The organism is Streptomyces sp. TLI_105 (assembly GCF_900105415.1).
In the GTDB taxonomy this organism is placed as follows: domain Bacteria; phylum Actinomycetota; class Actinomycetes; order Streptomycetales; family Streptomycetaceae; genus Streptomyces.
The window spans coordinates 2,714,406-2,741,280 of the sequence record NZ_FNSM01000001.1 but is presented as its reverse complement, the minus strand read 5'-3'; the positions used below and the strand labels follow the sequence as shown (position 1 = coordinate 2,741,280).

The 26,875-nt window shown below is 69.9% G+C and carries 25 protein-coding genes and 1 tRNA gene; 24 read left to right on the top strand and 2 right to left on the bottom strand.

All coding sequences use genetic code 11. The features are described from left to right. Positions 1 to 267: 267 nt before the first annotated feature. Positions 268 to 933, bottom strand: a complete 666-nt coding sequence (locus BLW86_RS12330; protein ID WP_093874085.1) for a hypothetical protein — start codon at positions 931 to 933, stop codon at positions 268 to 270. A gap of 361 nt (positions 934 to 1,294) precedes the next feature. Here BLW86_RS12330 and BLW86_RS41980 point away from each other — a divergent pair, with 361 nt between their 5' ends. Next, the gene (locus BLW86_RS41980; protein WP_177181635.1) at positions 1,295 to 1,639 is read left to right on the top strand and encodes a hypothetical protein; all 345 of its coding nucleotides are present in this window, start codon (positions 1,295 to 1,297) and stop codon (positions 1,637 to 1,639) included. Positions 1,640 to 1,849: 210 nt separating this feature from the next. Here BLW86_RS41980 and BLW86_RS12320 read toward each other — a convergent pair. Further along, positions 1,850 to 1,921: transfer RNA gene (locus tag BLW86_RS12320), tRNA-Arg, on the bottom strand. A 160-nt stretch (positions 1,922 to 2,081) separates the two neighbouring features. On the opposite strand from BLW86_RS12320, the gene BLW86_RS12315 reads away from it, so the two are divergent. The 23 genes from BLW86_RS12315 to atpD all read left to right on the top strand — a co-directional run bounded on the left by BLW86_RS12315 (position 2,082) and on the right by atpD (position 26,855). Continuing rightward, complete coding sequence (locus BLW86_RS12315; protein WP_093874084.1) at positions 2,082 to 2,558, top strand: response regulator; 477 nt, start codon at positions 2,082 to 2,084, stop codon at positions 2,556 to 2,558. A 69-nt stretch (positions 2,559 to 2,627) separates the two neighbouring features. After that, entirely contained in the window at positions 2,628 to 3,590 is a 963-nt protein-coding gene (gene nrtL / locus BLW86_RS12310) for an ArgS-related anticodon-binding protein NrtL (protein WP_093874083.1), read from the top strand. 14 nt (positions 3,591 to 3,604) lie between these two features. Continuing rightward, complete coding sequence (gene lysA / locus BLW86_RS12305) at positions 3,605 to 4,996, top strand: diaminopimelate decarboxylase (protein WP_093874082.1); 1,392 nt, start codon at positions 3,605 to 3,607, stop codon at positions 4,994 to 4,996. Positions 4,997 to 5,138: 142 nt separating this feature from the next. Further along, positions 5,139 to 6,431 carry a homoserine dehydrogenase gene (locus BLW86_RS12300; RefSeq protein WP_177181634.1) on the top strand — a complete coding sequence of 431 codons (1,293 nt, stop codon included), beginning with the start codon at positions 5,139 to 5,141 and terminating at the stop codon, positions 6,429 to 6,431. Positions 6,432 to 6,437: 6 nt separating this feature from the next. Beyond that, a complete protein-coding gene (gene thrC, locus BLW86_RS12295; protein WP_093874081.1) occupies positions 6,438 to 7,508 on the top strand; it encodes a threonine synthase in 1,071 nt (356 codons plus the stop codon). Positions 7,509 to 7,790: 282 nt separating this feature from the next. Then, the gene (thrB, locus tag BLW86_RS12290) at positions 7,791 to 8,708 is read left to right on the top strand and encodes a homoserine kinase (protein WP_093874080.1); all 918 of its coding nucleotides are present in this window, start codon (positions 7,791 to 7,793) and stop codon (positions 8,706 to 8,708) included. A 416-nt stretch (positions 8,709 to 9,124) separates the two neighbouring features. After that, positions 9,125 to 11,155: a transcription termination factor Rho gene (gene rho, locus BLW86_RS12285; protein ID WP_218138015.1), complete on the top strand. Its 2,031-nt coding sequence runs from the start codon at positions 9,125 to 9,127 to the stop codon at positions 11,153 to 11,155. A gap of 205 nt (positions 11,156 to 11,360) precedes the next feature. Then, a complete protein-coding gene (locus BLW86_RS12280; RefSeq protein ID WP_093874078.1) occupies positions 11,361 to 12,455 on the top strand; it encodes an LCP family protein in 1,095 nt (364 codons plus the stop codon). A gap of 168 nt (positions 12,456 to 12,623) precedes the next feature. Continuing rightward, on the top strand, positions 12,624 to 12,842 hold the full coding sequence (gene rpmE, locus BLW86_RS12275) for a 50S ribosomal protein L31 (RefSeq protein WP_030321069.1): 219 nt from the start codon (positions 12,624 to 12,626) through the stop codon (positions 12,840 to 12,842). 96 nt (positions 12,843 to 12,938) lie between these two features. Further along, positions 12,939 to 14,015 (top strand): peptide chain release factor 1, encoded by a 1,077-nt coding sequence (prfA, locus tag BLW86_RS12270; protein ID WP_093874077.1) that lies wholly within the window; start codon positions 12,939 to 12,941, stop codon positions 14,013 to 14,015. Between the two features lie 45 nt (positions 14,016 to 14,060). After that, a complete protein-coding gene (prmC, locus tag BLW86_RS12265; protein ID WP_041131247.1) occupies positions 14,061 to 14,906 on the top strand; it encodes a peptide chain release factor N(5)-glutamine methyltransferase in 846 nt (281 codons plus the stop codon). 34 nt (positions 14,907 to 14,940) lie between these two features. Further along, positions 14,941 to 15,588 (top strand): L-threonylcarbamoyladenylate synthase, encoded by a 648-nt coding sequence (locus tag BLW86_RS12260; RefSeq protein ID WP_093874076.1) that lies wholly within the window; start codon positions 14,941 to 14,943, stop codon positions 15,586 to 15,588. Beyond that, entirely contained in the window at positions 15,585 to 16,232 is a 648-nt protein-coding gene (locus tag BLW86_RS12255; RefSeq protein ID WP_093874075.1) for an arsenate reductase/protein-tyrosine-phosphatase family protein, read from the top strand. Before BLW86_RS12260 ends, BLW86_RS12255 begins: the two co-directional genes overlap by 4 nt. A 363-nt stretch (positions 16,233 to 16,595) precedes the next feature. Next, positions 16,596 to 17,843 carry a serine hydroxymethyltransferase gene (gene glyA, locus BLW86_RS12250; RefSeq protein ID WP_093874074.1) on the top strand — a complete coding sequence of 416 codons (1,248 nt, stop codon included), beginning with the start codon at positions 16,596 to 16,598 and terminating at the stop codon, positions 17,841 to 17,843. A gap of 107 nt (positions 17,844 to 17,950) precedes the next feature. Next, positions 17,951 to 19,267, top strand: coding sequence for an MraY family glycosyltransferase (locus tag BLW86_RS12245; protein ID WP_093874073.1), 1,317 nt, complete (start codon positions 17,951 to 17,953; stop codon positions 19,265 to 19,267). A 264-nt stretch (positions 19,268 to 19,531) separates the two neighbouring features. Next, positions 19,532 to 19,945, top strand: a complete 414-nt coding sequence (locus tag BLW86_RS12240) for a Cg1360 family ATP-synthase-associated protein (protein ID WP_093874072.1) — start codon at positions 19,532 to 19,534, stop codon at positions 19,943 to 19,945. 225 nt (positions 19,946 to 20,170) lie between these two features. Continuing rightward, on the top strand, positions 20,171 to 20,980 hold the full coding sequence (gene atpB / locus BLW86_RS12235) for a F0F1 ATP synthase subunit A (RefSeq protein ID WP_093874071.1): 810 nt from the start codon (positions 20,171 to 20,173) through the stop codon (positions 20,978 to 20,980). Positions 20,981 to 21,071: 91 nt separating this feature from the next. Next, on the top strand, positions 21,072 to 21,329 hold the full coding sequence (gene atpE, locus BLW86_RS12230) for an ATP synthase F0 subunit C (protein ID WP_093874070.1): 258 nt from the start codon (positions 21,072 to 21,074) through the stop codon (positions 21,327 to 21,329). Positions 21,330 to 21,370: 41 nt separating this feature from the next. Next, positions 21,371 to 21,916, top strand: a complete 546-nt coding sequence (locus BLW86_RS12225; RefSeq protein ID WP_030688900.1) for a F0F1 ATP synthase subunit B — start codon at positions 21,371 to 21,373, stop codon at positions 21,914 to 21,916. After that, positions 21,913 to 22,728: a F0F1 ATP synthase subunit delta gene (locus BLW86_RS12220; RefSeq protein WP_093874069.1), complete on the top strand. Its 816-nt coding sequence runs from the start codon at positions 21,913 to 21,915 to the stop codon at positions 22,726 to 22,728. The genes BLW86_RS12225 and BLW86_RS12220 overlap by 4 nt, the downstream gene beginning before the upstream one ends. Before the next feature lie 151 nt (positions 22,729 to 22,879). Continuing rightward, positions 22,880 to 24,475, top strand: coding sequence for a F0F1 ATP synthase subunit alpha (gene atpA / locus BLW86_RS12215; protein ID WP_093874068.1), 1,596 nt, complete (start codon positions 22,880 to 22,882; stop codon positions 24,473 to 24,475). Between the two features lie 20 nt (positions 24,476 to 24,495). Next, positions 24,496 to 25,413, top strand: coding sequence for a F0F1 ATP synthase subunit gamma (locus BLW86_RS12210; RefSeq protein WP_093874067.1), 918 nt, complete (start codon positions 24,496 to 24,498; stop codon positions 25,411 to 25,413). Next, complete coding sequence (atpD, locus tag BLW86_RS12205; protein ID WP_093874066.1) at positions 25,413 to 26,855, top strand: F0F1 ATP synthase subunit beta; 1,443 nt, start codon at positions 25,413 to 25,415, stop codon at positions 26,853 to 26,855. Before BLW86_RS12210 ends, atpD begins: the two co-directional genes overlap by 1 nt. Positions 26,856 to 26,875: the final 20 nt, after the last annotated feature.

Below are 26,875 nucleotides of genomic sequence, written 5' to 3'. Positions count from 1 at the left end.
CCCCTCCCTCGCCACTGGCCGTCTTTTGGTCGCCTGACTTGGCCGCTGTCGGCAGCGCTCGTGGCTACGCATGCCATGTGGCGGTTGCCGTGCCTGAACGCCTGCTTTGGCCGCTCACCAACCCAAGCTGTCAGGCGTGCGGACGGCGGCCGGGCTGGAGCGGGGCGCAGACAGGAGCGCAGGCCCGGGGGGACGGGCCGCGCGCGCCGCGCTGTGCGCGGCGGGTGCCTTGATGAGGTAGAGAAATCTGTAACAACACCAGGGCCCCTATGGGCGGATGTACGCGATCGTGGCGTCGTCATGCTGCTTGCTTCGCGGCCATCGGCTGAGGTCGGGGTCGGATGCTTCGGCTTCGCGGACTAGTCGGAGTACGTCTTCGGGGCCGCCGTGGCCAAGCAAGGTCATGTAGCCCTGCCAGTCGGTCGAGCGGAACGTCGTCACAAGTCGTCCAGCACCGTCGGTCAGCAGGCCCGCGCCCTGGACCCGGGATGTGTTCTCCGAGCCGGTGAGTGCCTGGCTTGCTGCTGTCGAGTCGGCTGCTGCCACCCAGTACCCGCCCGGCACGTTGCGTCGGCTGCGCTCTTCCTGGACCAGGGCCTCATGGGCTCGCTGCCGCTCTGGCGACCCCGGGACTGCCCTGGCGAGGGCTTCGCGGGCATGCGCTGCCACCTGGGCAAGACAGTCGTCTGTTGTGGCTGTCACTACGTCGTCGCTCTGGATGAGGACCGTGCAGTCTCCCAGGACGAGCCACTCGAAGATGTCGCCCTGCACCCGGGCCATGGCCACTGTCGCGGAAGGGGACAGCGGGTCATCGACCGCGCAGGTGTCCCTGTGTAGGCTCGTCGTCGACTCGATGGCCGTCGCCAGGCAGATCGTCAGGGGCGCGTCTCCCCGGGCGGCCTCCCCGTGCAGGCGAGTCCCCAGCTGTTCCACGTACCAGGCGACTCCATGCCGCCCCCCGACTTCATGCCCGGTGTCATCCCGGCGCCGTCCAGGACCACGGCCGCGGCGGAGTCGAAGAGCGCGAGGTCCTCGTTCGGGCCCTGAGGACGGGGGGGCGCTGGCGACGTCGACGCGCACGTCAGGCGGTCTCGTGCATTAGGACGTCGCTCAGCGCGCGGCTCCTGCCGATCGCCTTCGTGCTCGGGGCGTAGTCCGCGGCGATCACCGTGGAGGTGCTGCTGAGCCGGTACGCGAAGTGCCTCGACGGCCGCCAGGAGGTGGCCAATCGACGTATTGAGGACCTCCTGAGGGAGTACGAGTGAGCATGGACGGGCTGCTGCATACTCCGGGCGTGGACATATCCGATGAGGGCCTGACGCTCGATCGACAGTGGATCGAGCTGGGCAACAACGTGTGCGGCGTGCTCCGCGGCTGCCGGGACGCATCCGCCGTAGCTGCTCGCTTCGTAGGTGCCGGCTGGAGCTCCCGTTCATCGTCCTGGCACGGATACGAGCTGGAGACCAGCTGGTGCCAGATGGAGATCGATCCGATCGACGGCCCGGACGTCCTGCTCAGCGGCGTCGTCGACCCCGCCCGCCTTGGCGACTTGGGGCGGCTCCTCGGCTGCTTCGGGCTCCCTTACGAGCTGGAACTGAGCGACGAGAACAACGCCCTGGTGCGAGAGATCAGAGGGTGATCCGCCGCCGAGCCCACGGCTCCCTGGACCTGTCCGGGGGCCTTCATCGTTCCCCGGACTGACCTGCGCCGATGCCCCGAGAATCTGTCCACGAATAGTCCACGGGCCCCGACATACGGCCGCTCAGCGCGGCACACACCTGCACAAACAACAAGACCCCGCGCTCAGCATTTCTGCTGATCACGGGGTCTCTTGGCACTTCCTGCGAAGTGCCCCCGGCAGGATTCGAACCTGCGCACACGGCTCCGGAGGCCGTTGCTCTATCCCCTGAGCTACGGGGGCGTCCGCCGTGTTTCTCGGCGACGGGTAGAACCCTACCAGCTCTTCGGGCGTGGCTGTGAACAGGTATTTCCGGGGCGTCACCGGGGGGTCCGTCCCCCGCACGGGTCAGAAGTGGGTAAAACCCGGACGCAGCCGTGGGGGGCGGCCTACTCTCGTTCGTGTGTCAGGCGTGTCCGGTCGGGTGCTCGTTGTCGATGACAACAAGGTGATCCGCCAGTTGATCAGGGTCAATCTCGAACTCGAGGGGTTCGAGGTCGTGACCGCGGCCGATGGTGCCGAGTGTCTGGATGTCGTGCATCAGGTCTGTCCTGATGTCGTCACCCTGGACGTCGTCATGCCCCGCTTGGACGGGATCAAGACGGCCGAGCGGCTGCGGGCCGACCCGCGGACCAGTCATCTGCCGGTGGCGATCATCAGCGCCTGCGGCGAGCGCGAGGTCGGTGAGGTCGACGCCTTTCTCGCCAAGCCCTTCGAGCCCTCGGAGCTCGTGCGCGTGGTGCGGCAGTTGATGCACCGCGAGCGGCGGGAGCGTCCCGAGGCGGCCGGCCCCGACGGGGGAGAGGAACCTGCCGCAGTCGAGGGGCTGCAGGAGCAGGACCCCCGATGTGTCGACGTGCCGGGAGCCCGTGCGGGGTGATCCGAGCCGCGGTCCCGCATGGCGAAACCGGTTCGCGTTCCGACCCCCCTCCTCCCCTAGGCTGGTCCCGTGACCCCCGCGGACCTCTCCCTCACCGTGCAGCACGCCGTGCGCCGTGCGGTCGACGACGGTGCGCTGCGGGTCGACGTCCCCCCGCGCGTGAAGGTGGAGCGGGCCCGGCCCGGCGGGACCGGGGAGTACGCCAGCAGCGTCGCGCTCAGTCTCGCCCGGCCCGCCGGGCGCGCCCCTCTCGATGTCGCGGAAATCCTTCAGGAGCGGCTCCGTGAGAGCCCCGGGATCCTCGCCGTCGACATCACGGGGCCCGGGTTTCTGAACTTCACCCTTCGTGCCGATGCCGGTGGTGATCTCGTACGGGCGATTCGGGACGCCGGGGCCGCGTACGGGCACGGCACCCCTCTCGCCGGGACCGTCGTGCGGTTCGCCGAGGTGTCCCAGGGGCGTGCCTCGGTCGTGACCGAGGTCGTTCTGCGGCTGCTCCGGAGCCAGGGGGCCGACGCCTCCTTCGGCGGGGACGAGCGGATCCCCGTGCGGGGTGGGGAGTACCGGCCCGATCTCCTCGGTGTCGATGCGGGTCGGTGGGCCCTGTTGCGGGCCGCGAACCACGATCGGGTTCTCGACGGGCCCCCCCTTCTCGTCCAGCACGAGCGCAACCCCCTCTTCCGCGTGCGGTACGCCCACGCCCGGGTGCGGCGGCTGCTCGTCAACGCGCTGCAGCTCGGTTTCGCTCCTTCGTACGACGCCGACGTTCATGCCCCCGAGCTTTTCGGCGTTCTCGGCGACCATCCCGTCGTCCTGCTCGCCGCCGCCCGCCACCGCGCCCCCGACCGGGTCGCCCGGCACCTGGAAGCCACCGCCGACGCGCTGCTCGCGTTCCAGCACACCGTGCTGCCGCTCGGCGACGAGAAACCCTCGGCCGCCCACCGCTCCCGGCTCGCGCTCGCCGAAGCCGCCGGGACGGTGCTCGCCGGTGGCCTGTCCCTGCTCGGCATCAGCGCACCCGACCAGATCTGAAAGAGCCAGTCGTCATGAGCCGTTCCGCCCACCCCGCCGGGCCCCGTCACGCCGATGTCCTGCCCGAGGGGCACTACTCCGCCCCGCCCGCCGACCTCAATCGCCTCGACCCCAAGGTCTGGGCCCGGACCGTGAGCCGGGACGAGCGCGGGGTCGTCACCGTCGGCGGGATCGCGGTCGACGCCCTCGCCGAGGAGTTCGGCACGCCCGCCTACTTCCTCGACGAGACCGACTTCCGCGCCCGCTGCCGTGCCTGGGCCGACGCCTTCGGCAAGGACGCCGACGTCTTCTACGCCGGCAAGGCGTTCCTCTCCCGTGCCGTCGTGCGGTGGCTCAAGGAGGAGGGGCTCAATCTCGACGTGTGCTCCGGAGGGGAGCTGAGCACCGCCCTTTCCGCCGGGATGCCCGCCGAGCGGATCGCCTTCCACGGGAACAACAAGAGCGAGGACGAGATCCGCCGGGCCGTCGAGGCCGGGGTCGGGCGGATCGTGCTCGACTCCTTCCAGGAGATCGTGCGGGTCGCCCATGTCGCGCAGTCCCTCGGGAAGCGGCAGCGGGTGCAGATCCGGGTGACCGTCGGTGTCGAGGCGCACACGCACGAGTTCATCGCCACCGCCCACGAGGACCAGAAGTTCGGCATCGCGCTGGCCGGGGGGCAGGCCGCCGAGGCCGTGCGTCGGGCGCTCAAGCTCGACGGTCTCGAACTCATCGGGATCCACTCCCACATCGGGTCGCAGATCTTCGACATGGCCGGGTTCGAGGTGTCCGCGCGGCGCGTCGTCCAGCTGCTCGCCGAGGTACGGGACGAGCACGGCGTCGAGCTGCCCGAGATCGATCTCGGGGGTGGGCTCGGCATCGCGTACACGTCCGAGGACGACCCGCGCGAGCCGCACGAGATCGCCAAGGCGCTGGGCGAGATCGTGACGCGGGAGTGCGAGGCCGCGGGGCTGCGGACCCCCCGTATCTCCGTCGAGCCCGGGCGGGCCATCGTCGGCCCCACCGCCTTCACGCTCTACCGGGTCGGCACCGTCAAGCCGCTCGAAGGGCTGCGGACGTACGTGAGCGTCGACGGCGGCATGTCGGACAACATCCGCACCGCCCTCTACGACGCCGAGTACAGCGTGAGCCTCGTCTCGCGGACCAGCGAGGCCGAGCCGATGCTCTCCCGCGTCGTCGGCAAGCACTGCGAGAGCGGCGACATCGTCGTACGGGACGCCTTCCTGCCCTCGGACCTGGCGCCCGGCGACCTCATCGCCGTGCCGGCCACCGGCGCGTACTGCCGCTCCATGGCCAGCAACTACAACCACGCGCTGCGGCCGCCCGTCGTCGCCGTCCGCGACGGCGCGGCGCGGGTCATCGTCCGGCGCGAGACGGAGGAAGATCTCCTGCGTCTCGACGTCGGCTGAGGAAATCGTCGCGTGGTGAAATAGTCGAGTGATGAAATAGATGTCTCAGGATCCGGACGAGGGGCGGAAACCCCCGTCCGGTGAGTGAGACTGGTTCCACCGTAGAAATACGACGGCGAAGTAGTACGAGAAACGAGGTCGGATGATGCGTACGCGTCCGCTGAAAGTGGCGCTGCTGGGCTGTGGAGTCGTCGGCTCAGAGGTGGCGCGCATCATGACGACGCACGCCGACGACCTCGCCGCGCGCATCGGCGCGCCGATCGAGCTCGCCGGCGTGGCCGTCCGCCGGCCCGACAAGGTCCGCGGGGGAGTCCCCGCCGAGCTGATCACCACCGACGCGACCGCCCTGGTCAAACGCGGGGACATCGACGTCGTCGTCGAGGTCATCGGCGGGATCGAGCCGGCCCGCACCCTCATCACCACCGCCTTCGAGCACGGCGCCTCCGTCGTCTCGGCCAACAAGGCGCTGCTGGCCCAGGACGGCGCGAGCCTGTACGCCGCCGCCGAGCAGCACGGGCAGGACCTGTACTACGAGGCCGCCGTCGCCGGCGCCATCCCGCTCATCCGGCCGCTGCGCGAGTCCCTCGCCGGCGACAAGATCAACCGCGTGATGGGCATCGTCAACGGCACCACCAACTTCATCCTCGACAAGATGGACACGAGCGGTGCCGGGTACTCCGAGGCGCTCGACGAGGCCACCGCCCTCGGTTACGCCGAGGCCGACCCGACCGCCGACGTCGAGGGCTTCGACGCCGCCGCCAAGGCCGCCATCCTCGCCGGGATCGCCTTCCACACGCGCGTGCGCCTCGACGACGTCTACCGCGAGGGCATGACCGAGGTCACCGCCGCGGACTTCGCCTCCGCCAAGCAGATGGGCTGCACCATCAAGCTGCTCGCGATCTGCGAGCGGGCCGCCGACGGCGGGTCCGTCACCGCGCGCGTGCACCCCGCGATGATCCCGCTCAGCCACCCGCTCGCCTCCGTCCGCGAGGCGTACAACGCGGTCTTCGTCGAGGCGGAGGCCGCCGGGCAGCTCATGTTCTACGGCCCCGGGGCGGGCGGCTCGCCGACCGCCTCGGCCGTGCTCGGCGACGTCGTCGCCGTCTGCCGCAACCGTCTCAACGAGGCGACGGGCCCCGGCGAGTCCGCGTACACCCAGCTGCCCGTGAGCCCCATGGGCGACGTGGTCACGCGGTACCACATCAGCCTCGACGTGGCCGACAAGCCGGGCGTCCTCGCCCAGGTCGCGACGGTCTTCGCCGAGCACGGCGTATCCATCGATACGGTGCGCCAGCAGGGCAAGGACGGCGAGGCCTCCCTCGTCGTCGTCACCCACCGCGCGCCCGACGCCGCCCTCTCCGGGACCGTCGAGGCGCTGCGCAAGCTCGACACCGTGCGCGGTGTCGCCAGCATCATGCGTGTTGAAGGGGAGTAAGGACCCATGACCCACAAGGGCACCCACCAGTGGCGCGGCATCATCGAGGAGTACCGGGACCGCCTTCCGGTCACGGACACGACGCCGGTCGTCACGCTCCGTGAGGGCGGCACGCCGCTCGTCCCCGCTCAGGTCCTCTCCGAGCGCACGGGCTGCGAGGTGCACCTCAAGGTCGAGGGCGCCAACCCCACCGGCTCCTTCAAGGACCGGGGCATGACCATGGCCATCACCCGGGCCAAGGAGGAGGGCGCCAAGGCGGTCATCTGCGCCTCCACCGGCAACACCTCCGCCTCGGCGGCGGCCTACGCGGTCCGCGCCGGCATGGTCTCGGCCGTCCTCGTGCCGCAGGGCAAGATCGCGCTCGGCAAGATGGGCCAGGCCCTCGTGCACGGCGCGAAGATCCTCCAGGTCGACGGCAACTTCGACGACTGCCTGACCCTGGCCCGCAGCCTCTCCGAGAACTACCCGGTGGCGCTGGTCAATTCGGTCAACCCGGTCCGCATCGAGGGCCAGAAGACCGCCGCGTTCGAGATCGTGGACATGCTGGGCGACGCCCCCGACATCCACGTCCTGCCGGTCGGCAACGCGGGCAACATCACGGCGTACTGGAAGGGGTACACCGAGTACGCCGCCGACGCCATGTCCACGCACCGCCCGCGCATGTGGGGCTTCCAGGCCTCCGGCTCCGCCCCGCTCGTGCGCGGCGAGGTCGTCAAGGACCCGTCGACGATCGCCACCGCGATCCGCATCGGCAACCCGGCCTCGTGGGACTACGCGATCGCCGCGCGCGACGAGTCGGGCGGCTTCATCGACGAGGTGACGGACCGTGAGATCCTGCAGGCCTACCGCCTGTTGGCCGCTCGGGAGGGCGTCTTCGTCGAGCCCGCCTCGGCCGCCTCGGTCGCCGGTCTGCTGAAGGCCGCCGCGCAGGGCAAGGTCGACCCCGGCCAGAAGATCGTCTGCACGGTCACCGGCAACGGCCTCAAGGACCCCGACTGGGCCGTCGCCGGCGCGCCGCAGCCGGTCACCGTCCCGGTCGACGCCGCGGCCGCCGCCGAGCGCCTCGGCCTGGCCTGAAAGCAGCCCGGCCCCACCGGTTCCTGATCGGGTGAAACCCGATCAGGAACCTACATAGGCGCACAGGATGGCTCGCGACACGCATCGTGCGCCTCCTGTGCGCCCTATGTCGCCACAGAACCTTCCTTCGATAGGCTGTACCGAACCCGCCCCGACGCATATGCGCGGTGTCGTTGCCGTTGTCGCCCCCGCGGCCGAAACGGCCCCCGGGTCCCCGAGCACTTCTCTTGAATACCCGTTGTCTGAAACACCGTTTTCGCGATCAAGGAGAGTCAACGAGCGATGGCCGGTCCAGCGTTCCGCGCCGCCGCCGTACGGGTGCGCGTCCCCGCCACCAGCGCCAACCTCGGCCCGGGCTTCGACGCCTTCGGCCTGTCGCTGGGGCTCTACGACGACGTCGTCGTCCGGGTCGCCGACTCCGGGCTGCACGTCGACATCGCCGGCGAGGGCGCCGAGACGCTCCCGCGCGACGAGCGCCACCTGCTCGTACGCTCCCTGCGCACGGCCTTCGACCTGCTCGGCGGGCAGCCGCGCGGCCTCGAGGTCGTCTGCGCCAACCGCATCCCGCACGGCCGCGGCCTCGGCTCCTCCTCCGCCGCCATCTGCGCTGGCATCGTCGCCGCCCGCGCCGTGACCATAGGCGGGGACGCCAAGCTCGACGAGGCCGCCCTCCTGGAGCTGGCCACCGAGATCGAGGGCCACCCCGACAACGTCGCCGCCTGTCTGCTCGGCGGATTCACGCTCGCCTGGACCGAGGCCGGTGCCGCGCGGGCGATCAGGATGGACCCCTCGAATTCCATCGTTCCGGTGGTTTTCGTCCCCGGAAAGCCCGTACTGACCGAGACCGCCCGCGGACTCCTGCCGCGCACCGTCCCGCACGTGGACGCCGCCGCCAACGCCGGGCGCGCCGCCCTCCTCGTCGAGGCCCTGACCCGCCGCCCCGAGCTGCTGCTCGCGGCCACCGAGGACCGGCTGCACCAGGAGTACCGGGCCCCCGCGATGCCGGAGAGCATCGCCCTCGTGAACCGGCTGCGCGCGGACGGCGTCCCCGCGGTCATCTCCGGCGCGGGCCCCACGGTCCTCGCGCTGGCCGAACACGGGACGGCCGACAAGGTCGCCCGCCTCGCGGGCGAGGGCTGGGCCGCGAACCGGCTCGACCTCGACGCGTCCGGAGCGAGTGTCCTGCCGCTGGCGCCCTAGGCGTGTGACGGCCGGGGCGCCGGGCAGCGCCTCGGACAGGAGATTGCCGGTGAGGGAGAGGGGGAATGTTTGTTGGAGCCGGTAGTGTTAACCTCAAGTCTGCACCCGACCTCTTTGTGGAGTGGTGCGGAGTGTCCCCATCAGGGACCACCCTTCTTCCGGGAGCCTCCCCAACTGCCTGAGCAGCCTGCCTGAGCAGTTTCGAGCACGCTCCGGAACCGGCACGACACCCCTCGCTCTTCTGCAGTGAGGGCCGAGCAGGGGGCGCTCGGGCCGGACCCACAGCACGTTTTCTCTCTCCGCCGTACCCGGCGGGACCACCGCCCCGGACACGGTCCACGAACCAGGACCCTGCCGGACAGCACAACCGGTCGCCGAGCCAGATGGCCGACGTCCGCTCCAGGGAAGGACCCTTCGTGAGCGACACCACCGATCTGATGGGCGTGACTGCCGACAACAGTGTCGACACCGCCGCGCCCGCCGCAGGTGCCACGGGCACCGCACGGCGCCGCCGCTCCGGCACCGGCCTCGAGGGCATGGTCCTGGCCGAGCTGCAGCAGGTCGCGTCCGGCCTCGGCATCAGGGGCACCGCGCGGATGCGCAAGAGCCAGCTGATCGAGGTCATCAAGGAGGCGCAGGCCGGAGGCTCCGCCCCCGCCAAGGCCGCCGACGCCGCCGAGACCAAGCCGAAGCGCCGCGCCACCTCCAAGGCCCGCACGGGCGAGGCCGCCGAGGCCGCCGCGCCCAAGGCGGAGAAGGCCGAGAAGGCCGTCGCCCAGCAGCAGATCGACATCCCGGGCCAGCCGGCCGCCGACGACGCCCCGGCCGGTGAGCGCCGTCGTCGTCGCGCCACCGCCCCCGCCGGTTCCCCGGAGGGCGAGACCAAGGCCGAGGCCGTCCAGGTCGTCAAGACCGAGGCCCGCACCGAGACCCGTGAGGTCAAGGCCGAGCCGCAGGCCGACGCCAAGGCCGAGGCCGTCGTCGACGGCGTCGAGGGCCGTGGCCGTCGCGACCGCGGCGAGCGGGGCGAGCGCGGGGAGCGCGGCGACCGCCGTGACCGCCGTGACCGTCAGCGCGACCGCAAGGGCGACGAGCAGCAGGGCGGTGGCCAGGGCGGCCAGCGCCAGCGCCAGGGCGGCCAGGGCCAGGGCGGCCAGGGTCAGCAGGGTGGCCAGCAGGCCGGTCCGCAGGACGACTACGACGACGAGGCGGGCGGCCGTCGCGGGCGTCGCGGTCGCTACCGCGACCGTCGTGGCCGTCGTGGCCGTGACGACTTCCAGGCCGGCGAGCCGCAGGTCGCCGACGACGACGTCCTGATCCCCGTCGCGGGCATCCTGGACATCCTCGACAACTACGCGTTCATCCGGACCTCCGGCTACCTGCCCGGCCCGAACGACGTGTACGTCTCCCTCGCCCAGGTCCGCAAGAACGGCCTGCGCAAGGGCGACCACGTCACCGGCGCCGTGCGTCAGCCGAAGGAGGGCGAGCGCCGCGAGAAGTTCAACGCGCTGGTCCGCCTGGACTCCGCGAACGGCATGGCCGCCGACTCCGGCCGCGGCCGCCCGGAGTTCAATAAGCTGACCCCGCTCTACCCGCAGGACCGGCTCCGTCTGGAGACCGACCCGGGCGTGCTGACCACGCGGATCATCGACCTCGTGTCGCCGATCGGCAAGGGCCAGCGCGGTCTGATCGTGGCCCCGCCGAAGACCGGCAAGACCATGATCATGCAGGCGATCGCCAACGCGATCACGCACAACAACCCCGAGTGCCACCTGATGGTCGTCCTGGTCGACGAGCGTCCGGAAGAGGTCACCGACATGCAGCGGTCGGTCAAGGGCGAGGTCATCTCCTCGACCTTCGACCGTCCGGCCGAGGACCACACCACCGTCGCCGAGCTGGCCATCGAGCGCGCCAAGCGCCTCGTGGAGCTGGGTCACGACGTGGTCGTCCTGCTCGACTCGATCACCCGCCTGGGCCGCGCGTACAACCTCGCGGCGCCGGCCTCCGGCCGCATCCTGTCCGGTGGTGTCGACTCGACCGCGCTCTACCCGCCGAAGCGCTTCTTCGGTGCGGCGCGCAACATCGAGGACGGCGGCTCGCTGACCATCCTGGCCACCGCGCTGGTCGACACCGGCTCGCGCATGGACGAGGTGATCTTCGAGGAGTTCAAGGGCACCGGCAACATGGAGCTCAAGCTCGACCGGAAGCTCGCCGACAAGCGCATCTTCCCGGCCGTCGACGTCGACGCCTCGGGCACGCGCAAGGAGGAGATCCTCCTCGGCAGCGACGAGCTCGCCGTCACCTGGAAGCTGCGTCGCGTGCTCCACGCGCTCGACCAGCAGCAGGCGATCGAGCTGCTGCTCGACAAGATGAAGCAGACGAAGTCGAACGGCGAGTTCCTGCTCCAGATCCAGAAGACCACCCCTGGAGCCGGCAACAACGACTGACGCGAGAGCTGCGTCACACGACGAAAACCGGGCTCCGATCCCGTAACCCCGTCGTGACCTGCGTGAACCACTGCGCCCACCGTGTCCGCACGGTGGGCGCAGTGCCGTTTCCGGCCGGAGCTCGCCCAAACCTCACAGACCCGCATGCAACCCTTTCGGGTGCTTCGCCGTCACAGAAGGTGAATCCTAGGGCTGAGGGAAGACGATGACCGAGCAGAGCAAGAGCGGGCACGCGCGGGGCACGGGCAGCGGCCGCCGCCGCAAGCAGCCCGCCAGACGACGCAAGGCACCGATCCTGATGTCGGGGGCCGCGGCGATCCTCGTCCTCGGCGGCGCCGGACTCGGCTACGTGTACCTCAAGCTCGACGGCAACCTCCAGGGCGTCGACATCAACGCCCAGCTCGGCACCGAGCGCCCCCACGACGTCGACAACGGATCCCTCGACGTCCTCGTCCTCGGCTCCGACTCCCGCTCCGGCGACAACGGCGCCTACGGCAAGGACGAGGGCGGCGCCCGCTCCGACACCGCGATGGTCGTGCACGTCTACGAGGGCCACAAGAAGGCGAGCGTCGTCTCCATACCCCGCGACACCCTCATCACCCGGCCCTCCTGCACCGACGGACAGGGCACCGCCGTCCCCGGCGAGCGGCGGGCCATGTTCAACACCGCCTACGAGGTCGGCGGCCCGGCCTGCGCCGTCAAGACCGTCGAGTCGATGTCCGGCATCCGCATGGACCACTACATCGAGGTCGACTTCACCGGCTTCAAGAAGCTCATCGACGAGCTCGGCGGCGTCGAGATCACCACCACGCAGGCCATCGAGGACTCCAAGAGCCACCTCGACCTCGCCCCGGGCACGCACACCCTCGACGGCGAGCAGTCCCTCGGCCTCGTCCGCACCCGCAAGAGCGTCGGCGACGGCAGCGACCTGGGCCGCATCCAGCTCCAGCAGGCCTTCATGAAGGCCTTCATCGACCAGGTCAAGAGCGTCGGCGTCTTCTCGAACCCGACCAGGCTGTACGGCCTCGCCGACGCCGCCACCAAGGCCATCACGCCCGACTCCGAACTCGACTCGGTCCAGAAGCTGATGGGCTTCGCCAAGGGCCTCTCCGGCATCGGCGCGGGGAACGTCCACATGGTCACCCTGCCCGTCGAGTACGACCCCCGGGACCCCAACCGCGTCGTCCCCCTCGAAGCGCAGTCGAAGCAGGTCTGGAAGGCCCTCAAGGGCGACCTCCCGATCCCCGCGTCGGCCACGAGGGACACCGCCACCGGCCAGGCCGGCGGCCTCGTCAAGTAGCCGGGGAAAGAGCCCGGGAAAGGTCCGGGACGAGCCCGGGAATACCTTCGGACCGACCCCCGTTTTGGGAGATGCGGCCGGTCCTGGCAGACTGGTACGTCGGCTCCGGTTCACGCTGTCCGCAACCCGCGGCGGCGACCCGGCGCCCTCCCGAAACTAGGAGACACCTTGAAGCGCGAGATCCACCCCGAGTACGTCGAGACCCAGGTCAGCTGCACCTGCGGCGCGTCGTTCACCACCCGTAGCACCCTCACCGAGGGCACCATCCGTGCCGAGGTCTGCTCCGAGTGCCACCCGTTCTACACGGGCAAGCAGAAGATCCTCGACACCGGCGGCCGCGTGGCCCGCTTCGAGGCCCGCTTCGGCAAGGCCGGCTCCGCCAAGTAGCGAGCCCCTGCGCCGGTCCTCGGCTGCCCCGCGCGGGCGGCCGGGACCGGCGCTTTGCCGTCCCGTAGCAACTGACGAAAACCCCAGGAGCCCCCGATGTTCGAGGCGGTCGAGGAATTGGTCGGCGAGCACGCCGACCTCGAGACGAAGCTCGCGGACCCGTCGGTCCACGCCGATCAGGCGAACGCGCGCAAGCTCAACAAGCGCTACGCCGAGCTGACCCCGATCGTCGCCACCTACCGCTCCTGGAAGCAGACCGGTGACGACATCGAGACCGCCCGCGAGCTGGCACATGACGACCCGGACTTCGCGGCCGAGGTCAAGCAGCTGGAGAAGGACCGGGAGGAGCTCACCGACAAGCTCCGCCTGCTCCTCGTCCCGCGCGACCCGAGCGACGACAAGGACGTCATCCTGGAGATCAAGGCGGGTGCCGGCGGAGACGAGTCCGCCCTCTTCGCCGGTGACCTCCTCCGGATGTACCTGCGGTACGCCGAGCGGGTCGGCTGGAAGACCGAGATCATCGACGCCACCGAGTCCGAGCTCGGCGGCTACAAGGACGTCCAGGTCGCCGTGAAGACCAAGGGCGGCAACGGCGCCACCGAGCCCGGCCAGGGCGTCTGGGCACGGCTCAAGTACGAGGGCGGGGTGCACCGCGTCCAGCGCGTGCCCGCCACCGAGTCCGCCGGCCGCATCCACACCTCCGCCGCCGGCGTGCTCGTCACGCCCGAGGCCGAGGAGGTCGAGGTCGAGGTCCACGCCAACGACCTGCGCATCGACGTCTACCGCTCGTCCGGCCCCGGCGGCCAGTCGGTCAACACCACCGACTCCGCCGTCCGCATCACCCACCTGCCGACCGGCATCGTCGCCTCCTGCCAGAACGAGAAGAGCCAGCTCCAGAACAAGGAGCAGGCCATGCGCATCCTGCGCTCCCGGCTCCTCGCCGCCGCGCAGGAGAAGGCCGAGGCCGAGGCCGCCGACGCCCGCCGCAGCCAGGTCCGCACCGTCGACCGCTCCGAGAAGATCCGCACGTACAACTTCCCGGAGAACCGGATCTCCGACCACCGCGTCGGCTTCAAGGCGTACAACCTGGACCAGGTCCTCGACGGCGACCTGGACGCCATGATCCAGGCGTGCGTCGACGCCGACTCGGCGGCGAAGCTCGCCGCAGCGTAAGGCCCCCCTCAAGCCAGCCCCACCCCCGCACCACGGAGGACCAGCGTGAACCTGCTGCTTGCCGAGGTGGCCCAGGCCACCCAGCGGCTGGCCGACGCCGGCGTTCCCTCACCGCGTTTCGACGCCGAGGAGCTCGCCGCGTTCGTGCACGGCGTCAAGCGGGGGGAGCTGCACAACGTCAAGGACGCGGACTTCGACGCCCGCTACTGGGAGGCCGTCGCCCGCCGCGAGGCCCGCGAGCCGCTCCAGCACATCACCGGGCGGGCGTTCTTCCGCTACCTGGAGCTCCAGGTGGGGCCCGGCGTCTTCGTGCCCCGCCCGGAGACCGAGTCGGTCGTCGGCTGGGCCATAGACGCCGTACGCGCCATGGACGTCGTCGAACCGCTCATCGTCGACCTGTGCACCGGCTCCGGGGCGATCGCGCTGGCGCTCGCCCAGGAGGTGCCGCGCTCGCGGGTGCACGCCGTGGAGCTGTCCGAGGACGCGCTGGCGTGGACCCGCAAGAACGTCGAGGGCTCCCGCGTCACGCTGCACGAGGGCGACGCGCTCACCTCGCTGCCGGAGCTCGACGGCCAGGTCGACCTGGTCGTCTCCAACCCGCCGTACATCCCGCTCACCGAGTGGGAGTACGTGGCGCCCGAGGCCCGCGACCACGACCCGGAGATGGCGCTCTTCTCCGGCGAGGACGGCCTCGACTTCATCCGCGGCCTGGAGCGCACGGCGCACCGGCTGCTGAGGCCCGGGGGACTCGTCGTCGTCGAGCACGCCGACACCCAGGGCGGGCAGGTGCCGTGGATCTTCAACGAGGAGGCGGGCTGGGTCGACGCCGCCGACCACCCGGACCTCAACAACCGGCCGCGGTTCGCGACCGCCCGCAAGGCGATGCCATGAGCAAGCACGACGTGTACGAGGAGGACGGGAACTGATGGCACGGCGATACGACTGCAACGAGGCCACCGACCGCGTGACCGGCCTGCGCGAGGCCGCGTCCGCCGTCCGCCGGGGCGAGCTCGTCGTGCTGCCCACCGACACCCTGTACGGGATCGGGGCGGACGCCTTCAGCAGCGAGGCCGTCGCGGACCTGCTCGCCGCCAAGGGGCGGGGCCGCAACATGCCCACGCCCGTGCTCATCGGCTCCCCGAACACCCTCCACGGCCTGGTCACCGACTTCTCCGAGCAGGCCTGGGAGCTCGTCGACGCGTTCTGGCCCGGCGCGCTCACCCTCGTCGCCAAGCACCAGCCGTCCCTCCAGTGGGACCTGGGCGACAGCCGGGGGACCGTCGCCATCCGGATGCCGCTGCACCCCGTCGCGATCGAACTGCTCACCGAGGTCGGCCCGATGGCCGTCTCCTCGGCCAACCTCACCGGCCACCCGGCGCCGGAGGACTGCGACGCGGCCCAGCAGATGCTCGGCGACTCCGTCTCCGTCTACCTCGACGGCGGCCCCACGCCCGGAATCGTTCCTTCTTCCATCGTCGACGTCACGGGCAAGGTGCCGGTGCTGCTGCGCGAGGGCGCGCTCTCCCCGGAGGAGCTCCGGAAGGTCGTACCCGACCTCGAGGTGGCCAGTTGACCGCCCCTGAGGGGCGTGGCATAGCGGGGCACGAAGACAGCGAAACCTTCCGCATCCTCCACGTCAGCACCGGCAACGTCTGCCGCTCGCCGATCACCGAGCGGCTGACCCGCCATGCCCTGAGCGACCGCCTCGGCGACCCCCTCGGCGGCGGCCTGATCGTGGAGAGCGCGGGCACGTGGGGCCACGAGGGCGCCCCCATGGAGGCCAACGCGGAACTGGTCCTCGCCGACTTCGGCGCGGACTACAGCGGCTTCGTGGGCCGCGAGCTCCTCGACGAGCACGTCATCCGCGCCGACCTGGTCCTGACCGCGACCCGCGATCACCGGGCGCAGGTCATCTCGATGGGCCACTCGGCGGGTCTGCGCACCTTCACCCTGAAGGAGTTCACCCGCCTGGTCCGCGCGATCGACCCGGCCACGCTCCCGGACCCGCGCGACGAGGGCATGGTGGAACGCGCCCGCGCCCTGGTCCGCGCGGCCGCGGCTCTACGCGGGTGGCTCCTGGCCCCGTCGGTGGACGCCGACGAGGTCAACGACCCGTACGGCGCACCGATCACCTTCTTCCGCTCGATCGGCGACGAGATCAACCAGGCGCTGGACCCCGTGGTGACGGCGCTCACGGGCGTTTCGGCCCGCCGCTGAGGGCCTGCGGGCCCCGGCCGGGTCCGGCGGTCGGAGGCCGCCGCAGCGCGCCGATGCCCGGGAGGCCCCTCGGGGCCGAGGGGTGCGAGGGGCGCGTCGGGAAGAGGGGCTCAACCAGGCGCTGGACCCCGTGGTGACGGCGCTCACGGGCGTTTCGGCCCGCCGCTGAGGGCCTGCGGGCCCCGGCCGGGTCGGCGGTCGGAGGCCGCCGCAGCGCGCCGATGCCCGGGAGGCCCCTCGGGGCCGAGGGGTGCGAGGGGCGCGGCGGGGATCGGCACGTTCAACAGGCGGGGCGGGGTGCGGCTGCCTACATTGGTGCTGACATCCCTCCACGTCGACATCCCTCCACGTCCGGAGTCAGCCATGTCCGTCACCGCGCCGCCCGATGAGGAGCTCGACGTCCTGCGTCGGCAGGACCCCGAGGTCGCCGACGTGCTGCTCGGCGAGGCGCGGCGGCAGGCCGACAGTCTGCAGCTGATCGCGGCCGAGAACTTCACGTCGCCGGCGGTGCTCGCCGCGCTCGGCTCGCCGCTCGCCAACAAGTACGCGGAGGGGTATCCCGGCGCCCGGCACCACGGCGGCTGCGAGTATGCCGACGCGGTCGAGCGGATCGCCGTCGAGCGGGCCACCGCGCTCTTCGGAGCGGACCACGCGAACGTGCAGTCCCACTCCGGCTCCTCGGCCGTCCTGGCGGCGTACGCGGCCCTTCTCAGGCCCGGTGACACGGTCCTGGCCATGGGGCTCGGCCACGGCGGGCACCTCACGCACGGTTCGCCCGCGAACTTCTCCGGCCGCTGGTTCGACTTCGTCCCGTACGGCGTCGACGCCGAGACCGGGCTCGTCGACTACGAGCAGGTCGCCGCGCTCGCCCGCCACCACCGGCCCAAGGCGATCGTCTGCGGGTCGATCTCGTACCCCCGCCACCTCGACTACGCCCTCTTCCGGGAGATCGCCGACGAGGTCGGGGCGTATCTGATCGCCGACGCCGCCCATCCCATCGGCCTGGTCGCCGGGGGAGCGGCCCCCAGCCCCGTCCCGTACGCCGACGTGGTCTGCGCGACCACCCACAAGGTGCTGCGCGGGCCGCGCGGCGGAATGATCCTGTGCGGCGAGGAGCTCGCGGCCCAGGTCGACCGGGCGGTGTTCCCGTTCACGCAGGGCGGCGCCCAGATGCACACGATCGCGGCCAAGGCGGTGGCCTTCGGCGAGGCGTCCACACCGGCGTTCACGGCGTACGCCCATCAGGTGGTCGAACACGCCGGGGTCCTCGCGGCCGCGCTCGCCGCCGAGGGCTTCGCGGTGACCACCGGCGGCACCGACACCCACCTCATCACCGCCGACCCGGCGCCCCTCGGCGTCGAGGGGCGCACCGCCCGCGCCCGGCTCGCCGCCGCCGGCATCGTGCTCGACACCTGCGCCCTGCCGCACGGGGAGGGCCGCGGGATCCGGCTCGGCACCGCGGCCGTCACCACGCAGGGGATGGGCGCCCCGGAGATGGCGAGAATTGCCGCACTGTTCACCGTCGCGTTGCGGGATGACCCCGGGGAAACGGCCCGGGTACGCGCGGAAGTACGGGAGCTGACCTCCCGATTTCCCCCGTATGGGCGCTGACGGGAGCCCGAGCGCAACCGTTCGGGGGGCCCCGGTGTCTCAGACCACATGGACGGCACGGCTAGGGTGTGGGGCTGAGATGGCCAGCGATTCCTGTGGGGCAGCCCGTGCGTGATTACCTGCTGACGCTCTGTGTCACGGCCGCGGTGACCTATCTGCTCACCGGTCCGGTGCGGAAGTTCGCCATCGCGACCGGCGCGATGCCGGAGATCCGCGCCCGCGACGTGCACCGAGAACCGACTCCGCGGCTCGGTGGCATCGCCATGTTCTTCGGGCTGTGCGCGGGACTGCTCGTCGCCGACCACCTGCAGAACCTGAACAGCGTCTTCGAGCAGTCCAACGAGCCCCGCGCGCTGCTCTCCGGCGCCGCCCTGATCTGGCTGATCGGCGTCCTCGACGACAAGTTCGAGCTGGACGCGCTCATCAAGCTGGGCGCGCAGATGATCTCGGCGGGCGTGATGGTCGCGCAGGGTCTGACGATCCTGTGGCTGCCGATCCCCGGCGTCGGCACGGTCGCCCTCACCCCCTGGCAGGGCACGCTCCTCACGGTCGCCCTGGTGGTCCTCACCATCAACGCCGTGAACTTCGTCGACGGCCTCGACGGCCTCGCCGCCGGTATGGTCTGCATCGCCGCCGCGGCCTTCTTCCTGTACGCGTACCGCCTCTGGTACGGCTACACGATCGAGGCGGCCGCCCCCGCGACCCTCTTCGCCGCCATCCTCATGGGCATGTGCCTGGGCTTCCTGCCGCACAACATGCACCCGGCGCGCATCTTCATGGGCGACTCGGGCTCGATGCTGATCGGTCTGATCCTGGCGGCCTCCGCGATCTCGATCACGGGCCAGGTCGACCCGGACGCGCTGAAGATCTTCGAGGGCTCGACCCGGCAGGCCACGCACGCCGCCCTGCCGGTCTTCATCCCGCTGGTCCTGCCGCTGACCATCATCGCGATCCCGATGGCCGACCTGGTCCTCGCGATCGTGCGCCGCACGTGGAAGGGGCAGTCGCCGTTCGCGGCCGACCGCGGCCACCTGCACCACCGGCTCCTGGAGATCGGGCACTCGCACAGTCGCGCGGTGCTGATCATGTACTTCTGGTCGGCGCTCATCGCCTTCGGCACGCTGGCCTACTCGGTCCACTCGACCTCGATGTGGATCGTCCTCGGCGTCGTCGCGCTCAGCGCGATCGGTCTGGTGCTGCTCCTGCTGCCGCGCTTCACGCCGCGCGCCCCGCGCTGGGCCCAGTCCGTGGTGCCGCCCCGCTACCGCCGCCGCAAGCCGGCCGCCGTGACGACGGAGTCCCCCGACTCCGTCGAGTCCGCCGAGGAGGAGCGGGAGCCCGTGCCCGCCGGGGTCAACGGGGCGACCGCCATCGGTCACCGTTCGCGCTTCACCGACAGAAGTAAGGCCGGGGCGCGCGGTTGACGAAAGCCCCATCCGGGGCCAATAGCAGACAAGGTGCCCCGCTGTCGCGCACACACGCGCGGGGTAACTCTCATGTGTGACCGTTGGCACACCTTATGGGTAAAGACCTATTCAAATAGTTTGTGATACGGTTCACGAGACCCGGCGACAGTGCCGAAAGACCGTAGTGCGACGGTCTGTTGGCCCCGAGACCCACCTCGGACCGGGCTTACGCTCGTCCATGACGACACCATCGCCCCCTCCAGAGCAAGCGGAGACACCGCCATGCCGTCGAACGACGCACGCATCCTTCTGCACACCGCCGTACCCTCCGCAGCCGTCGGCGCCATCGCCACGGTGGTCAGCGGGGTGGTCGCCGGTGGCAAGGGTGCGATCGGTGCCGTCGTCGGCACCCTGGTGGTCATCCTCTTCATGGGGATCGGGCAGCTGGTTCTCCAGCGGACGGCGAAGTCGCTTCCGCACCTCTTCCAGGCCATGGGGCTCATGCTCTACACGGCCCAGCTGCTGGTGCTCTTCATCTTCCTGGCCTTGCTGAAGAACACGACCCTGTTCGACTTCAAGGCCTTCGCCTTCACGCTGCTCGCGACGACCGTGGTGTGGGTCGCCGCACAGGCCCGGGCCTACATGAAGGCCAAGATCACGTACATCGACCCCGGAAACTCGGGGCCGAAGTCGTGAAGGGTAGGGCCGGGATAAAGCCGAGTTCGGCTTCCTGCTATCGTCCGGTGCCAACTGCGGCACTGCGGACGCGGGCATCCGAAACGGCGCCTGTCCCAGCGAGAGGCTCGATGCCGAACCGCCGCCCCCTTATCCGTAAGACCAGTCCAGTGCCGACCCGCGGCTGCGCGCCGCGCCGACACAACGAGGTTGCCGTACCTATGCGCCACGCTGAAGGAGCCCGCGGTGAGTGCTGACCAGACGCTTGCCTTCGACCCGGATTGCCACATCTTCAGTGGATGTGGCTTCCCGGCGCCGGGCCTGCACACGTTCATGTACGAGCCCATCGCGACGGTGGGGGGCATCGACATCACCAAGCCGATGCTGCTCGCTCTGCTGGGCTCCATCGTGGTCGTCGGGTTCTTCTGGGCCGCCTTCAACAAGCCCAAGCTGATCCCCGGCAAGATGCAGATGGTCGGTGAGGCCGGCTACGACTTCGTGCGCCGCGGCATCGTCTACGAGATCATCGGCAAGAAGGACGGCGAGAAGTACGTCCCCTTCATGGTGTCGCTGTTCTTCTTCGTCTGGATCATGAACCTCTGGTCGATCATTCCGCTCGCCCAGTTCCCGGTCACCTCGCTGATCGCCTTCCCGGCCGGTCTCGCGCTGATCGTGTACGTCATGTGGATCTCGCTCACCTTCAAGAAGCACGGCTTCGTGGGCGGCTGGAAGAACATCGTCGGCTACGACAAGTCCCTCGGTGCCATCCTCCCGATGGTCGTCGTCCTCGAGTTCTTCTCGAACCTGCTGATCCGGCCCTTCACGCACGCGGTGCGACTGTTCGCGAACATGTTCGCCGGTCACCTGCTGATCGTGATGTTCTCGCTGGCCACCTGGTACCTCATGAACGGCCTGGGCTTCGTCTACGCCGGCGCCTCGTTCGTGATGGTCCTCGTGATGACCGCCTTCGAGCTCTTCATCCAGGCCGTCCAGGCGTACGTCTTCGTCCTCCTGGCCTGCAGCTACGTCCAGGGCGCGCTCTCCGAGCACCACTGAGCCGCACCCGTTCCGTAGCTCCACCCCCGAAACCATCAGTCGTCCGGTGGCCAACCCCCACCGGGTCATTGAAAGAGAAGGAAGTAACGGCATGTCCGCTGCTCTCGACATGGTCAACCTCGCCGCCGGCGCCAAGGAGAACGTCGTCGGCAACGTCGCGTCGATCGGTTACGGCCTCGCCGCGATCGGCCCCGGCGTCGGCGTCGGCATCATCTTCGGTAACGGTACGCAGGCGCTCGCCCGCCAGCCCGAGGCCGCCGGTCTCATCCGTACCAACCAGATCATGGGCTTCGCCTTCTGTGAGGCGCTCGCCCTCATCGGCATCGTCATGGGCTTCGTCTACCAGTAAGCCGGACCGACTGCCCGATTCTTTTTACGGAAGGCACTGATGTGAACGCTCTGCTTCTTGCGGCAGCGGAGGAGCCTCAGCCTCCTCTGATCCCGCATCTCGACGAGCTCGTCATCGGCCTGATCGCCTTCGTCATCGTCTTCGGCTTCCTCGCCAAGAAGCTCCTCCCGAACATCAACAAGGTTCTGGACGAGCGCCGCGAGGCCATCGAGGGTGGCATCGAGAAGGCCGAGTCGGCCCAGATCGAGGCTCAGAGTGTGCTGGAGCAGTACAAGGCCCAGCTCGCCGAGGCCCGCCACGAGGCCGCGCGTCTTCGCCAGGAGGCGACGGAGCAGGGCACCGCGATCATCCAGGAGATGAAGGCGGAAGGCCAGCGCCAGCGCGAGGAGATCATCGCGGCCGGCCACACGCAGATCGAGGCCGACCGCAAGGCCGCGTCCGCGTCGCTGCGCCAGGACGTGGGCAAGCTCGCGACCGACCTGGCCGGCAAGCTGGTCGGCGAGTCCCTCGAGGACGCCGCCCGCCAGAGCCGCACCATCGACCGCTTCCTCGACGAGCTCGAGGAGAAGGCCGAGGCTGTCCGATGAACGGAGCGAGCCGCGAGGCACTGTCCGCCGCCCGTGAGTCCCTCGACGCGCTGACCGACAACACCCCGGTCGACGCGAAGAAGCTCGCGGACGAGCTGGCCGCCGTCACCGTGCTGCTCGACCGCGAGGTGTCGCTGCGCCGGGTCCTGACCGACCCCGCGCAGTCGGGTGAGGCCAAGGCCGAGCTCGCGCAGCGACTCCTGCGTGGACAGGTGGGCGGCGAGACCGTCGACCTGGTCTCCGGCATGGTGCGTTCCCGCTGGTCGCGCTCGCGTGACCTCGTCGACGCGACCGAGGAGCTGGCGAACACCGCCGACCTCACCGCGGCGCAGAAAGCGGGCGTCCTCGACGACGTCGAGGACGAGCTGTTCCGGTTCGGCCGGATCGTGTCCTCCAGCACCGAGCTGCGTTCGGCGCTGACGGACAAGGCCGCCACGGCCACCGCGAAGGGCGCGCTGCTGCGCAGCCTGCTCGGCGGCAAGGCCCACGCGACCACCGAGCGTCTGGTCGTCCGTCTGGTGACCCAGCCCCGGGGACGTAGCCTGGAAGCGGGACTCGAGTCCCTGTCCAAGCTCGCCGCGGCGCGCCGGGACCGGATGGTCGCCGTCGTCACCTCGGCGGTGCCGCTGTCGGACCGGCAGAAGCAGCGCCTCGGTGCCGTACTGGCGAAGCTGTACGGCCGCGAGATGCACCTGAACCTGGACGTGGACCCCGCGGTCCTCGGCGGGATCACGGTGCGCGTCGGTGACGAGATCATCGACGGCTCCATCGCGGAGCGCCTCGGCGAGGCGACCCGTCGACTCGCCGGCTGACGGCAGCGACCACAGCAGCACAAGGCAGCACAGCAACACAGCATCACCAGCGGCCCGGTTGGGCCGTGCAGAGATTGCAGAAGATTCCTGGGGGTCGGCCCCCAGACCCCTTAAGAAACTTCGGGCCCAACAAGGAGAGCAGGGAACCCAGATGGCGGAGCTCACGATCCGGCCGGAGGAGATCCGGGACGCACTGGAGAACTTCGTCCAGTCGTACCAGCCGGACGCGGCCTCGCGCGAGGAGGTCGGCACGGTCAGCCTGGCCGGTGACGGTATCGCGAAGGTCGAGGGTCTTCCCTCGGCCATGGCGAACGAGCTGCTGAAGTTCGAGGACGGCACCCTCGGTCTCGCCCTCAACCTCGAGGAGCGCGAGATCGGTGCCATCGTCCTCGGCGAGTTCAGCGGCATCGAGGAGGGTCAGTCGGTGCAGCGCACCGGCGAGGTCCTCTCCGTAGGCGTCGGTGAGGGCTACCTGGGTCGCGTCGTCGACCCGCTCGGTAACCCGATCGACGGTCTCGGCGAGATCGCGACCGAGGGCCGCCGTGCCCTCGAGCTGCAGGCCCCGGGCGTTATGGCCCGTAAGTCGGTGCACGAGCCGATGGAGACCGGCTACAAGGCCGTCGACGCCATGACGCCGGTCGGCCGTGGTCAGCGTCAGCTGATCATCGGTGACCGTCAGACCGGCAAGACCGCGCTCTGTGTCGACACCATCATCAACCAGCGCGACAACTGGCGCTCGGGCGACGTGAACAAGCAGGTCCGCTGCATCTACGTCGCCGTCGGCCAGAAGGGCTCGACCATCGCGTCCGTTCGCGGCGCCCTGGAAGAGGCCGGTGCGCTCGAGTACACGACGATCGTCGCCGCCCCGGCGTCCGACCCGGCCGGCTTCAAGTACCTGGCGCCGTACACCGGTTCCGCCATCGGTCAGCACTGGATGTACCAGGGCAAGCACGTCCTGATCGTCTTCGACGACCTGTCGAAGCAGGCCGACGCCTACCGCGCCGTGTCGCTGCTGCTGCGCCGCCCGCCGGGCCGTGAGGCCTACCCGGGTGACGTCTTCTACCTGCACTCCCGTCTCCTCGAGCGCTGCGCGAAGCTCTCGGACGAGCTGGGTGCCGGTTCGATGACCGGTCTGCCGATCGTCGAGACGAAGGCCAACGACGTCTCCGCGTTCATCCCGACCAACGTCATCTCCATCACCGACGGCCAGTGCTTCCTGGAGTCCGACCTGTTCAACGCCGGCCAGCGTCCGGCCCTGAACGTCGGTATCTCGGTCTCCCGTGTCGGTGGCTCCGCCCAGCACAAGGCGATGAAGCAGATCTCCGGTCGCCTCCGTGTCGACCTGGCCCAGTTCCGTGAGCTCGAGGCGTTCGCCGCCTTCGGTTCCGACCTGGACGCCGCGTCGAAGGCGCAGCTGGAGCGCGGTCAGCGCATGGTCGAGCTGCTCAAGCAGGCTCAGTACCAGCCGATGCCGACCGAGAACCAGGTCGTCTCCGTCTGGGCCGGCACCACCGGCAAGATGGACGACGTCCCGGTCGCCGACATCCGTCGCTTCGAGGCCGAGATGCTGGCGTACCTCCGCCAGAACCACTCGGGCCTCATGACCTCCATCCGTGAGGGCGGCAAGATGTCGGACGACACGCTCCAGTCCGTCGGCGACGCCATCGCGGAGTTCAAGAAGCAGTTCGAGACCTCTGACGGCAAGCTGCTCGGCGCAGACGCTCCCGCCGTCAACGTCTCGAAGTGACGACGGAAGGGACCTGACTCATGGGAGCGCAGCTCCGGGTCTACAAGCGTCGCATCAAATCCGTCACCGCGACGAAGAAGATCACCAAGGCGATGGAGATGATCGCCGCCTCGCGTGTCGTCAAGGCGCAGCGCAAGGTGCAGGCGTCGACTCCGTACGCGACCGAGCTCACGCGCGCGGTCACGGCGGTGGCCACGGGTGCGAACGACAAGCACCCGCTGACCACCGAGGCGGAGAACCCGAGCCGTGCCGCGGTCCTGCTCCTCTCGAGCGACCGCGGTCTGGCCGGTGCCTTCAACTCCAACGCCATCAAGGCGGCGGAGAAGCTCATCGCGAAGCTGGAGGGCGAGGGCCGGGCGGTCGACATCTACGTCGTCGGTCGCCGTGGTGTCGCGCACTTCAACTTCCGTGAGCGGAAGCTGACCGACACGTGGACCGGCTTCACGGACGAGCCCACGTACGCGGACGCCAAGAAGATCGCGGCACCGCTGATCGAGGCGATCGAGAAGGACACGGCCGAGGGTGGTGTGGACGAGCTCCACATCGTCTACACCGAGTTCGTCTCGATGATGACCCAGACGGCGATCGAGGCCCGGCTGCTGCCCCTCAGCCTCGACGAGGTGGCGAAGGAGGCCGGCGAGCCGGACGCTCTCCGTCCGCTGTACGACTTCGAGCCGTCGGCGGAGGACGTCCTCGACGCCCTTCTGCCGCGCTACGTCGAGAGCCGGATCTACAACGCGCTGCTCCAGTCGGCTGCCTCCAAGCACGCCGCCACGCGCCGCGCGATGAAGTCGGCGACCGACAACGCGGGAGACTTGATCAACAACCTCTCCCGACTTGCCAACGCGGCCCGCCAGGCCGAAATCACCCAGGAAATCAGCGAGATCGTCGGTGGCACCGCAGCCCTGGCCGACGCGACCGCGGGGAGTGACAAGTAATGACGACCACTGTTGAGACGGCCGCCGCCACGGGCCGCGTCGCCCGGGTCATCGGCCCGGTCGTCGACGTGGAGTTCCCCGTCGACGCGATGCCGGAGATCTACAACGCCCTGCACGTCCAGGTCGCCGACCCGGCCGAGGAGGGCGCGATCAAGACGCTGACCCTCGAGGTCGCGCAGCACCTCGGTGACGGCATCGTCCGTACCATCTCGATGCAGCCCACCGACGGTCTGGTCCGCCAGGCCCCCGTGGTCGACACCGGCGACGGCATCACGGTGCCCGTCGGCGACGTCACCAAGGGTCGCGTGTTCAACACGCTGGGCCAGATCCTGAACGAGCCCGAGGCGGAGGCGGAGGTCGGCGAGCGCTGGTCCATCCACCGCAAGGCCCCGGCATTCGCGGACCTCGAGTCGAAGACCGAGATGTTCGAGACCGGCCTGAAGGTCGTCGACCTTCTCACCCCGTACGTCAAGGGTGGAAAGATCGGTCTGTTCGGTGGTGCCGGTGTCGGCAAGACCGTTCTGATCCAGGAAATGATCATGCGTGTGGCCAAGCTGCACGAGGGCGTTTCCGTCTTCGCCGGCGTCGGCGAGCGCACCCGTGAGGGCAACGACCTCATCGCGGAAATGGAAGAGTCCGGCGTTCTGGACAAGACCGCGCTGGTCTTCGGCCAGATGGACGAGCCCCCGGGCACCCGTCTCCGCGTCGCCCTCGCCGGTCTGACCATGGCGGAGTACTTCCGCGATGTGCAGAAGCAGGACGTGCTGTTCTTCATCGACAACATCTTCCGCTTCACGCAGGCCGGTTCCGAGGTCTCGACCCTGCTCGGCCGTATGCCCTCCGCGGTGGGTTACCAGCCGAACCTGGCCGACGAGATGGGTCTCCTCCAGGAGCGCATCACCTCGACCCGTGGTCACTCGATCACCTCGATGCAGGCGATCTACGTCCCCGCCGACGACCTCACCGACCCGGCGCCGGCGACCACCTTCGCCCACCTCGACGCGACGACGGTTCTCTCCCGTCCGATCTCCGAGAAGGGCATCTACCCGGCCGTGGACCCGCTGGACTCCACGTCCCGGATCCTGGACCCGCGCTACATCGCGCAGGACCACTACGACACCGCCTCGCGGGTCAAGGGCATCCTGCAGAAGTACAAGGACCTCCAGGACATCATCGCGATCCTCGGTATCGACGAGCTGAGCGAGGAGGACAAGCTCGTTGTCCACCGCGCCCGCCGTGTCGAGCGCTTCCTGTCCCAGAACACCCACGCGGCGAAGCAGTTCACCGGTGTGGACGGTTCGGACGTTCCGCTCGACGAGTCGATCGCCGCGTTCAACGCGATCTGCGACGGTGAGTTCGACCACTTCCCGGAGCAGGCGTTCTTCATGTGCGGTGGCCTTGAGGACCTCAAGAACAACGCCAAGGAGCTCGGCGTCTCCTGAGCCCCGTGCTCGCCCGAGGG